This window comes from Campylobacter sp. RM12642 (assembly GCF_020137635.1).
Taxonomy (GTDB): domain Bacteria; phylum Campylobacterota; class Campylobacteria; order Campylobacterales; family Campylobacteraceae; genus Campylobacter_E.
Genome location: NZ_JACGAT010000036.1, coordinates 1 through 11,670, shown reverse-complemented (window position 1 = coordinate 11,670; position 11,670 = coordinate 1). Strand labels below are relative to the sequence as shown.

The 11,670-nt window shown below is 29.1% G+C and carries 10 protein-coding genes; 2 read left to right on the top strand and 8 right to left on the bottom strand.

Features of this window, described 5'->3' with window-relative positions; all coding sequences use genetic code 11:
• Window positions 1–40 precede the first annotated feature (40 nt).
• From AVBRAN12642_RS08970 to AVBRAN12642_RS08945, 6 genes are all read right to left on the bottom strand, one after another.
• A complete protein-coding gene (locus AVBRAN12642_RS08970) occupies window positions 41–2,164 on the bottom strand; it encodes an autotransporter outer membrane beta-barrel domain-containing protein (RefSeq protein WP_336608250.1) in 2,124 nt (707 codons plus the stop codon).
• Between the two features lie 96 nt (window positions 2,165–2,260).
• Window positions 2,261–2,707, bottom strand: a complete 447-nt coding sequence (locus tag AVBRAN12642_RS08965) for a hypothetical protein (protein ID WP_336608249.1) — start codon at window positions 2,705–2,707, stop codon at window positions 2,261–2,263.
• Window positions 2,697–3,629 (bottom strand): D-2-hydroxyacid dehydrogenase, encoded by a 933-nt coding sequence (locus tag AVBRAN12642_RS08960; protein ID WP_214118912.1) that lies wholly within the window; start codon window positions 3,627–3,629, stop codon window positions 2,697–2,699. The genes AVBRAN12642_RS08965 and AVBRAN12642_RS08960 overlap by 11 nt, the downstream gene beginning before the upstream one ends.
• Window positions 3,626–4,684: an iron-containing alcohol dehydrogenase gene (locus AVBRAN12642_RS08955; RefSeq protein ID WP_336608248.1), complete on the bottom strand. Its 1,059-nt coding sequence runs from the start codon at window positions 4,682–4,684 to the stop codon at window positions 3,626–3,628. Before AVBRAN12642_RS08955 ends, AVBRAN12642_RS08960 begins: the two co-directional genes overlap by 4 nt.
• Before the next feature lie 9 nt (window positions 4,685–4,693).
• Window positions 4,694–5,860: a glutathionylspermidine synthase family protein gene (locus AVBRAN12642_RS08950; protein ID WP_214118902.1), complete on the bottom strand. Its 1,167-nt coding sequence runs from the start codon at window positions 5,858–5,860 to the stop codon at window positions 4,694–4,696.
• 106 nt (window positions 5,861–5,966) lie between these two features.
• A complete protein-coding gene (locus AVBRAN12642_RS08945; protein ID WP_214118900.1) occupies window positions 5,967–6,635 on the bottom strand; it encodes a hypothetical protein in 669 nt (222 codons plus the stop codon).
• Window positions 6,636–6,743: 108 nt separating this feature from the next.
• Here AVBRAN12642_RS08945 and flgE point away from each other — a divergent pair, with 108 nt between their 5' ends.
• Complete coding sequence (gene flgE, locus AVBRAN12642_RS08940) at window positions 6,744–9,236, top strand: flagellar hook protein FlgE (RefSeq protein ID WP_336608247.1); 2,493 nt, start codon at window positions 6,744–6,746, stop codon at window positions 9,234–9,236.
• 84 nt (window positions 9,237–9,320) lie between these two features.
• Complete coding sequence (gene corA, locus AVBRAN12642_RS08935) at window positions 9,321–10,280, top strand: magnesium/cobalt transporter CorA (RefSeq protein ID WP_214120399.1); 960 nt, start codon at window positions 9,321–9,323, stop codon at window positions 10,278–10,280.
• A gap of 625 nt (window positions 10,281–10,905) precedes the next feature.
• Here the strand turns inward: corA and AVBRAN12642_RS08930 are convergent.
• The gene (locus AVBRAN12642_RS08930; RefSeq protein WP_336608246.1) at window positions 10,906–11,289 is read right to left on the bottom strand and encodes a type II toxin-antitoxin system death-on-curing family toxin; all 384 of its coding nucleotides are present in this window, start codon (window positions 11,287–11,289) and stop codon (window positions 10,906–10,908) included.
• Window positions 11,286–11,459, bottom strand: a complete 174-nt coding sequence (locus AVBRAN12642_RS08925) for a hypothetical protein (protein ID WP_214120408.1) — start codon at window positions 11,457–11,459, stop codon at window positions 11,286–11,288. Before AVBRAN12642_RS08925 ends, AVBRAN12642_RS08930 begins: the two co-directional genes overlap by 4 nt.
• Window positions 11,460–11,670: the final 211 nt, after the last annotated feature.

The following is an 11,670-nucleotide window of genomic DNA, read 5'->3' as shown; positions in this document are numbered from 1 at the left end:
TAGTGGGGGTTTGATAAAAAAGGGCTTTAAGCCCTTTATTTTAAAATGTATATCTAATGGTTGAGTTTATTTCATAATCATTTGTAAGTTTTGTGCCAAAGCTTCTTTCAACACTTAAATTCAATCTTAAATTATCGCTAAATGTATATGCTGTGCCAACGCTTAAAAATCCTCTATCGCTAGCTCCTAATTTGCTTTTTACCTTAGCATTTACTCCTTTTATAATATCGCCTATTAAAAGGTCTGCTTCTTTAGTTTGAGTATCAATTACTGCCCCAACACCAGCTCTAAATGTAAAATCATTTACGCTATAACCTGCAAATATTTGTGGTTTAAATATTAATGGAGAGTGAGCATCTACATTTATTTTAAACTTATTAAAGATTTTTAAGCTTGATTCGTATTTGCCGATATATCCAGTGATTATCTCAAGGCTTGGTTCAAGATAAAAATTATTATTTACATTAAATCTATATCCACCCTCTGCACTAACTAAGAATGAATTTTGAGATTTAACATCAACAAATTTACTATCATAACTACTTCTTATATATTTTAATACCAAATCAGCAAAATATCCATCATTGTGAATATAGCTTAAATACGCTCCTACGCTAGTATCTTTTGCTCTTACACCTGCATTGATTTTATCATAGCCAAATAGCACACCAGCAAGAATATCAGCATTATTTAAGCTAGTTTTTTTATCTGCACCAATTTGGGTTGAATAGTAATTGAAATTATTGTTACCATTGCTAAAACGACCACCATAAATTCTAAACCAAGTCCCAATATCCGCATTTAAACCACGCACTTCACCTAAACGCTTATTCATATTATTGATTTGAACATTTAAAGTGCTTAGAGCTTCTGCTGTTATATCGTCTTTTTTCTCATCTAAAATTGTTGTAGCTATTTGATTTGCTAAGGTTTGTGCTTGTGCTTTTACTTCAGGAGCTGCATTGCTTAAATCTCCATTGTGTGAAGCTGCTAAAGTGATTAATGCGTTAGCGTGAGTTTGAGTATTAGCCGTATAAATACCACTTGACATTAACTCTTCTTTAGCTTTTTTACCTTCTTCTGTATTGTTTGTAATATTTGCTTGAATTTCTTTTAAATCAGCATTTAACTTATCAAGTTCTGCTTGAGCTGTTAGTAAATCTTGTTTTGCTTTTCCTACTGCCAAGTCTAATTCATTTGTTTTTGCTTCTTGATTTTGTTTAGCAAGTTTCTTTTCTTCTAAGGTTTTTTTAGCTTGTTCTAATTCTTGTTGAGCTGTAGTTAAAGCTGTTTGCACTTCTGATAATTTTTGTGAATTAGTAGTAATTTGAGTAGATACGCTATTTAACTCTTGAGTTTTTAAATCTAAATTATTTTGAGTTTTTGTTTGCTCTGCTAAATTAACTTTTTTGTCTTTATCATTTTTTTCTAAAATATTTATAGTATCAACATAATCATTCCAAGCTTTTTCTTTAGCTTGCGTTAAAGGTGCTATTTCTTTTTCAGCTACTTCTAGTTTTGCTTTTGCATCTCTTTGGTTGTTTTCTAATTCTTGTCTTTTCGCCGTATCACCTGCTGTTTCATTATTCATTTTATTAAAATCATCTACTGCCTTAATGGCGTCATGATATTTTTTTTCTAGTTCAGTATATTTTACTTCTGTTTTCTTAGCATCTAATGTTGATTGTGCAGTATTAAAACTTTGTTTTTTCGCAATTAAATCTTTTTGACCATTGTCATAAGCAGTTGTTAACTCTGCCAATTTACTTTCTAAATCAGTAATTGAAGTTTTTAAATTAGCAATTTCATTATCTAAACTTGCTTTTTTGCCATCTAAATCTAATTTTTCTTTATCTAAAATAGTTTTTTTAGAATTTACTTCATTTAACTTACCTTCTTTATCGCTTTTGTTTCTATCAGCTAAACCTATTGCTTTCATAGCTTCTGTTATTAAAGCCCTATTTGTTTCAGCTTCTTGTTTTAATTTACCTAAAGCTTGACTTTTATTATTTATGTCTTCATTTTTAGCTTCAATCTTGCTTTCTAACTCTGTTTTTTGACTTAAAAAAGTTTCTAAACTATTACTTAAACTATTTTCTACTGCATATACATTTGTCCCTAGTAGTGCCACTGCACAAACTGATGAAAATAATACTTTTTTCATAATTTCTCCTTATTATAAATTCCATCTAAGTATAGTATTTTTATATAAATTTCATTAGATTATTAGGAAAAAATTATTATAGAATAATAAAATTTATTATTTATTAATTTTAATGATAATATTTTTTGAAGAAAACTCACATTTTAAATCATCAACAACATAAGTTAAATCATCAATTATTTGAGTAAAACCATTTTGAGTTTTTGAGTAATTTTTCTTAGAAAATATATTTTTACATAAAATTATATCTTTTAACAAATCATCATAATACCATTTGCCAAAGAATTTTTCATTAAAGCTTTTTTTGGTATAGCATTCGTTGTTAAAACATATTTTTTCATTGATTTTAAAAGTATTTATGTATTTTCCAAGTGTATATAAATCAAGATTTAAATCACCTTTATTATCCTTTAAAAAACCTTGTCCTTTAAACTTAATAATATCGCTTTTGATAGTTAGATTTATAGTTGTAGTTGGAATTTGCTTAGCACAAGAACTAAAGAATAGGGCTAAAATTAGCCCTAAGTAAATCTTATTTACCATTTAAAAAATCTCTTAAATTATTCACCATCATTGCTACTAGTCTTGTAACACACTCACAAGCAGTCCAAGCTATGTGCGGGGTGATTATTAGATTTTGCTTTTTGCTTATGTTTAATAAAGGATTATCAGCACTCATTGGCTCAACTTCTACAACATCAAGCCCAACGCGGATATTTTTACTATCAATTGCTTTTGCGAGTGCTACTTCATCAATTATCCCGCCACGCCCAAGATTTAGCAAATACGCATTATCTTTCATCATTGTTAGTTCTTTTTCGCTGATTAATTTATATGATTTGTCGTTAAGTGGAGCGTGAATGCTTATAATATCGCTATTTTTTAGCAATTCTTCTAAGCTAACTTTTTTAAAATCAGCATTGTTATTATTACCACTAAGACTTGTATAAATCACATTAGCACCAAACATTTGTGCTATTTTTGCAACTTCTTTTCCAATAGCTCCAAGTCCTATAATTCCCCAAGTTTTGCCTTCTATTGTGTAAATTCTTCTTGAATAATCGCAAAATAGTTCGCTCTTAGCCCAATTACCTTTTTTTGTGTAGTCATTATAATAAAGAGTTTCGTTCATTAATGATAAAAGTAGAGCATAAGTATGTTGAGCTACACTTTTTGTGCTATAACCTGCTACATTTTTAACTACGATATTAAATTCTTTTGCCGCAACCAAATCAACCGTATTCATACCCGTTGCACTAATTAAAATTAGTTTTAAATCAGGGCAAGCTTGCATAACTTCACGGCTCATCTTGATTTTATTAATCACTGCTACTTCGCATTTTTCTAATCTTTTTACTACTTCATTAGGCGATGATTTTTCATATAATACAACTTCGCCAAATTCTTTAAATGCGTCAATGTTTTCTCCACCTAAGGTGTTTGCGTCTAAAAATACAATTTTCATTCTTTCTCCTTTTTATAAATTAAAGCATTTTTTATCTCATCAAGATTTGTTATAAAACCACGATTAATTAGATTAATAACATCGCTAGATGCAAGGACTAAACTAGCTATTTTGTCAATATGTTTTGAAAACTCATCTTCTTTTATAAAATCACTTATTTTAGTAGGTAAATTGATTTCTTTGTAAAACTTAAGCAATTTTTCATATTCATCATATTTTTTCTCAATTAGTAATTGGACTAAAATACCAAATGCTACTAATTCTCCGTGCAAGAAGTTTTTTTCTATTTCTTTAATATAACTTATCGCATAGCAAGTTGCGTGAGCAAAAGCTCCATTATATTCAATATTAATTGAGCGTGAAACATAGCCAGTATTTACTATTATTGACATTACGACATTTTTAAAACTCAAATCATCATTTAAAGATTTTGCATATTCATAGTTTAAATCTACGCACAAATTACTACAAATTTTGCCAAAAGAATTTGAGTAATTTACGCCTATATTATTAGCTTTTGCATATTTTAATTGCAAATCAAATTCGTAAAATTTCGCCATCGTATCGCCAATACCTGCTATTAAATACCTTTTAGGAGCGTTTTTAATAGTTTCTAAATCTATAAAACATTTAAAAGGTGGTTCTTTAAAAAGCGCTAATTCTTTAAACTTTTCATCTTCATAAATAACAGATAGAGCAGATACAGCAGCACAAGTTGCAGCGATTGTTGGTATAGTAATTATTTTTAGATTAAAAGCATTTGCTATGTATTTTGAAGTATCTAAAACCTTACCACCACCAATTGCTAAGACTAAATCAAATTCTAAGCCTTTGCATTCATTTATAATTTTATTAATATCATTAAACGAGCATTCTTTAGTATGCGTTAGATGATAATTGCCACTAATTGCGTATTCTAATTTATCTTTAAATTTCGCAAATGCCGTAACTCCAGCAATAACTAAAATATTTTTATAATTTTGTAATTCTTGTTTTAAATTCTTTTTAATATCAAAATCAACTACAAATGAAGTAAGACTTAGAATTTCTTGCATATTTTTCCTTTATTTAATAATGTGTCCTACGAATTGTGCGTAATTATCTATAATAGTTCCACCTTTTCTAAATCCAAGTCCGCACGCTTCGTAGGCAAAAAATACCCCAGCTTGATAGAACTCGCCATTATATTCGTTAAGTTCTGCAAATTCTTGATAAATAAATCCGTTATTTTCATAATCTCCATTATTTTTTGTAATTATTTCGCCATTTTTGTCCAAAATCGTAACATTTGCACCTTCACGACCAAAAAACGGCTTTTTAACTTGTTTAGTGTTTTCAAGTGGTAAAAAGCTAGTTTTTAATAAATATTTATGATTTGGATAAAGCTGCCATAAAATCTCTAAAATAGCCTTGCTTTGAAATAATAATGTATAAGCAGGATTTAGGATAATTGCTTTTTGGTTTTTGATTATTTTTGTTAGTAAATGTGCTAATTCGCTTTCTTCAATAGCTATTATTTCCCAAGGAATTAGCATAAAGCAAAACTCATAATTCTCATCAGCTAAAAACACTCCATCTTCGCTAAATTCAACATCTTCAATATAAGCAAACTCGCATTCATATCCAGCGTCTTTTGCCATTTGCATAAGCAATCTTGTAGTTAGCTCTTCTTCAGTATTTTTTACACTTGTAAAAAGTATTTTCCAGCCTTCATATACTTCATCAAAATTACTTACATCTTCATCTAAAGTTGATAAGCGTTTAAAATTATCAACGATTGCTTCGTAAGTGTGATTGAATTGATTGCTTTCATCTAAATTATTTAGTCTTAATTGCTCAAATTGTAAAATCGCCGTTTCAAAAAGTGCCGTTGGAGTATTTGCATTAAACTCAAGCAATTTAATAGGTAAATTATCAAGCCCACCAGCTAAATCAAAACGCCCATATAAATGCCAATGAACTTCATTTTCCCAAGATAATTTCACAACTTCGTGTAAATTAAAAGGAATGCCAAGTTTATCTAAAAGATTATTATCAATTACATAAGAACCTGCGTTTATAAACATATCATATAGCTCATTACAAGCGTTATAATAATTATTTGCTTCATCTTCGCTAATTATTATTAATTTATCATCTACATATGATTTTTTATCTTCATTTGTATGCCAAGTAAAACCCATATTTTCTAGCTTTTCAGTGCTTAGTTTTTGAATATTTAAAAATTTCATTTTTCTCCTTTTAATAAAAGCTGATTTTAACAAACATTGATAAAGCTTTTATGATTAATTTTTTTTTGATATTATGAAATGTATTTCGTGAGTGGTCTTGACACTCTTAAAAGCAGAGTTTTACTCTGCTTATCAAATCTTCATTAAAATCACTTATCAAATCATCTAAAAATCTTTCTAAATTTCTTGGATTTATACTGATATAGCAATTTTCATATAATTTATAACTAATATTAGAATATTTGTTATTTCTCATTTTTAATAAATTCTCAAAATGACTTGCACGATTTCTAAGACTTAAAAATAGTTTTAATAATGCTTTATTTTTATTATCTAAAAATATATTAGTCTTTTGCCCGTTTATTATTATGTAGTTTTTATTATTCTTATCAAATCTTTTTAAGTCTAAATCTGAAAATATATACTTCTCAATTTTTTCATCTTCAATAATCTTAATTATCGTTCCTAGCGTAAGATTGCTTAATAATTCATCTTTTGTAGGCGTTCTTTTTTTGCTTTTATATAATTTATTGATTTGTTCTTTTATACTTTCATTTTCGTAATCTAAAAGCCAATCATCATTATTAAACTTTTTTGCCAAAATATCATTTAAATAATTTCTTAAAGTTATTTCTAAAATGCCTATTTTTGGGGATAATTTTGAAATTAATTTAAGATTTTTAAAATGCTCGTCTAAGTCTTTATAACTTTGTAATCTTGTATTTGATAAGCACTTTATTAAATCTAATCTAAAATTATTTTTTACACTATCCACAAAATCCCCTTATTTTCGGTATTAAAACAACATTTTAATATAAAAAAATAAAATTGGAACACCTTTTGCTAAAACTTGCTTAGAGAATTTAATTACAAGGATATAAAAATGATGAGATCACTTTGGTCTGGAGTATCAGGTCTTCAGGCACACCAAATAGCAATGGACGTAGAAGGTAATAACATAGCAAACGTTAATACAACAGGCTTTAAGCACTCTCGTGCAAATTTTAGCGACTTGATGAACCAAACAAGCAAAGTTGCAACAGCTCCACAAGGAGAGCTAGGTGGTAAAAACCCTATGCAAGTTGGACTTGGAACTCAAATTAACTCAATTACTAAGATTTTTGCTCAAGGAAGTATCCAAACAACAAAGAAAAACACAGACTTAGCTATCCAAGGCGATGGATTTTTCGTAGTAAGCCCTGATGGTGGTAAAACTTATAAATATACAAGAAACGGGGACTTCGTTCGTGATGCTTATGGTAACTTCGTTGATAATAATGGTTATATAGCACAAGGCTGGTTAAGAGATGAAGTTACAGGCGAAGTTGATACTACTTCTCCAATTAGAAATATAGTAATAAAACCAGGTCTTACAACCCCTGCAAATCCTACAACATTAGTTAGTTTAAAAGCAAACCTAAATTCAGGTAATAGCATAGGCGATAAAAAAACTCCAATCTATCAGCTAGATAGCAATCACGAATGGACTAATATAAACGGCGATGGTATTAAGGTTGATGCGGGTGTGCATAAAGAAAACGATGTTTCACAAAATAGCTTTATTACAAATAAAAATGGTGAATTACGCTTAAATGAGCGTGGCGTTGATATGGGGGTATTATTCAATGCTAGTGGAGAAAGTCTTGGACTTAGAAAAGGTCAAGGAATTTGGGTTAGTTATGCAGAAGCTAGAACTGGGCAATTAACATTGGGTGCTAATAATAATCAAATTGATAATAATGGTAAATTTGCTGCTGCTGCTACATTAAATATAGAAATTAATGGCACTCAAATAGCTGCTAGTGTTTCAACTGTAGCTGATATAGCAACTGCTATTAATGGAGTAAGTGGTAAAACAGGTGTAAGAGCTGATATAGTAAATGGAAATAGACTTATTTTAGTAAATGATAATAAGCAAGGCACAACAGCGGCTATGAAGAATATAATTCTAAAAGCAGGAAATGGTGGTCAAGCTGATAACACCGGTTTATTAGCAAATGGAAATGTATTAGACCATAATGATGGTAATGGTGCTAGTATTAAAGTAGTTACTGCTTATCAATATACTTATGATCCAAACCCAACTAATACAGCACATTCACTAAATGCTAATATGGAAAGAACATTTAATACCACAGAAGATTTAAGAGAAGCTATGCAAAAAGATGCAAGGCTTTATGTAAATTACGATGGAAGACAAGTAACTGATGCTAATTGGAATACTCAAGGGACTAAAAATGATGGAGTTGAAATCATAGTAGATGCTAAAGGACAATTCGTTATCAAAAATCCTAAAGGAGACGCATTTAATGCTGATGATGGCGATGTATTTGATATGAGCACAGAAGCAATCAACGAAAGAGCTAGAATTAAATATAATAATCAACCAGGACATGGTTTAAACGCATGGGATCAATTAACAGCACAAGAACAAGCTACATTTATAGAGCAAAACCCTGATGTAAAAACTCCGGCAAATGCAAACAACAATGAAGATGACTTCAATATGTTCTTAAGCATTAGCAATCTAACAAATCCTGCAAATAATGTTAATGAAAACGATAAGTTTATGAAAACTATGCAAGGTATGCAAGGAGCACTTACAAGTGGAGATGGAATTCGTCAAACTCAAGGGCTTTATATGAGCGCACATAGTTCAAGTATTGATATATTTGACTCACTTGGGACAAAACACTCAATCAAATATGACTTTACAAAAATCGGCTACACAGATGATGGTGGCACAGAGTGGGGAATAGTAATTCAAGTTCCAGAGCCTTGTGAAATCAACATTAGTGGCGAAGGTCCAAAAAATGTCCTAACAGGAACAATTAGATTTAATAGCGATGGTTCATTACAAGGATTTAGCCCAAGTTCAGTAAGCTTTACAGCAAACAACGGCTCAACTCCTAATCAAAACATAGATTTTTATTTCGGTAATCCAAATGATTTTGATGGAATTACAAGTTATGATAGAGAGAGCAATACAAGTGGTATTTCTCAAGATGGTTTTAGTGGTGGGGACTTAAACGGAATTAGAATTGATGAAAGCGGAACAATCATCGGAAGCTTTACAAATGGTAGAAGCTTTGGTCTAGCACAAATTGCGATGGCGACATTTACAAATAACGAAGGTTTAGAAGCTGAAGGCGGCAATGTTTTCACTCAAACATCAAACTCAGGTGAGCCAGTAATCGGAGCTGCTACAACAGGTGGTCGTGGTAAAATCCAAGCAAGTAGCCTTGAAATGTCTAACGTTGATTTAAGCACATCTTTAACAAACTTAATCGTAATTCAAAGGGGTTATCAAGCAAACTCTAAGACAATTACTACAAGCGATCAAATGCTTAACACACTTTTACAATTAAAACAATAATTCTTAGGATTTAAGCTTAGCCTTAAATCCTATTTAAAATTTCAAAATTTTCATTATAATAATTAAAATTTATAAAGGATTTTTATGCTTTTTATTTATTATAAAGACAATTTAAATGTATTAAAACGCACTATTAATATCAATGAAGAAATACCTGAAAATACTTTATGGGTAGATTTGTTTAATTTCAACCTAGATGAGATTGCTTATATAGAAAATAATTTTAATATTAAAATTCCAAACGATGATGAAAAATACAACATAGAAGAAAGTGCGAGATATTGGGAAGAGCAAGATACTATTACTATTAATAATGTGTTTTTAAATAAAGACGCTCTAAATCAAACAACCACTACAAAAGATACGATTACATTTTTACTAAATAAAAAAGTATTATTTACAATCCGTGCTAGAGAAATTCCGACCTTTGCTTCTGTAGAAAACATAATTCTAGCAAATCCAACTCATTATAAAAGTGGCTATGAGATATTAAGCGAGATTTTTGATATGAGAGTGGATAAAGATGGAGATGTGCTAGAGTGGATTGATAAAGTTTCAAGATTACTAAAAACCGAGATTTTAGAGCAAAAAAATGCTCTTGATTATGATTTTTACCTTGCTAAGATTTCAAATCTTCAAGATTTAAATATGCAGATTAGATATTCGTTGTTTGAGAAGAAAAAGACCTTATCATCACTTATTAAAAGCGATAAAATAGGCGTTCATATTAAAGAGAATTTAGACATAATTTTAAAAGATTTAAATTCTTTAATAGATTTTAGCCTTTCGCAACTTGGGATTTTGGATAATATACAGACAATTTTAACTAGCAAAATTGACATAGAACAAAACAAAATCATAAAGCTTTTTACCATTGTTACCGTTGCTATGATGCCGCCTACTTTAATAGGGACAATTTATGGAATGAACTTTGAGAATATGCCTGAATTAAAATTCCAATATGGGTATTTTATAACCTTGAGCCTAATGATAATCTCTACAATAATACCTATTATATTTTTTAAGAAAAAACGCTGGTTATAAGGGTGGATTTAAAACAATCATAAATATTTTTTATGCTAGTTTTTTGATTTTGCTTAGTTTTTAAAAAAGGTGCTAAGAATAGCACCTTAAAATAATTACAATAAAAATATATCGCTAAAATCTAATTTATGTTAAGTTATTTATTTTGCTGTGATTTGCAATGCTAATGCAAGTTGGAATTAATATATTTTTTATTTTTTATACACTAGCACTAAAATCATTTTTGATATGACAATCTCTGCAATCTTTTAAAACCCCTTGCAATGCGTAGTTTTTATAAATCAGCTCTTAGACTTCATCATTTGCAAGGCGTTTAATAATATCTAGCTTTAGTTTTTTATCTTCTTTACTTAGTTTTTTTAAAACCAGTTTTAAAGCCTTTTGATTTTAATACTTAGTATTTACTCATAGATTTTTAATCTTGGCTCTAAAATCTTTAAAACTTTGTGTCTTCAACTATCACTCTTATGAGCTTTTTCTAACTCTTTAACTTATTTTAACGCTTTTAAAAATACGGATTATTATTTGTTGTAATTGTTACATTCATATTTGTTACTTTTGTAATCGTTAGTATTATTAAGCGTTAAGAAAAATGCCTTAATCTAAATCTTTTAGTCTAATTTTATTATTGATTATATTTATTTATAAAATTTATCAATATTTCTCTTAGCTCATCTTTTAAAATGCTTCCATCGGCTACATGCACGACTATATCTTCCATAACTATAGCAAATTTCTCATTATATTTATCATCTAAATCCAAAAAATGCATAGCTAAAAATATTGAAGTTCTTTTATTACCATCAGTAAAAGGATGAAATTTTATACACGAAAACATTAAATGAGTAATTTTATCGGCTAAAGTTGGATAATAATTATCGTTTTTTATGTGTTCTAATGCACTTTCTAGGTAGCCTAATTGAGTATTATTAAAACCACTCAATCCGCCTGTTTTTTCAATGATTTTTTCGTGAATAATTATGGCTTCTTCTAATTTGATATATCTCATTTGTCTTTTAATCTTTTAAATACTGATAAAATCTCTGGTTTGTCTAACTCTTTTTCCATTTTTGCCATAGTTTGACTGACTAATCGTCTTTCTTCTTGGTATTCTTGTGTTTTTAAATTTTTATCTATATATGGATTTTTCACAGCGTTATCAAAATTAAATTCTTTCATCTTAACTCCTTTTATAATCGTTATCTTATACTAAATATGTTTAATTTATCAAGTTTTAAAGAATTTAAATTAGGAAATTGATTTTTAAATTTAAAAAAGGGAGCGAGTGCTCCCCTTAGGATTATTGCAATAACCTTAGTAATTTTTACTATTGTAATAACCTTAGTCGTTTTTTAAGATAGCTAAACGCTATCTTAAAAACTCCTATTAT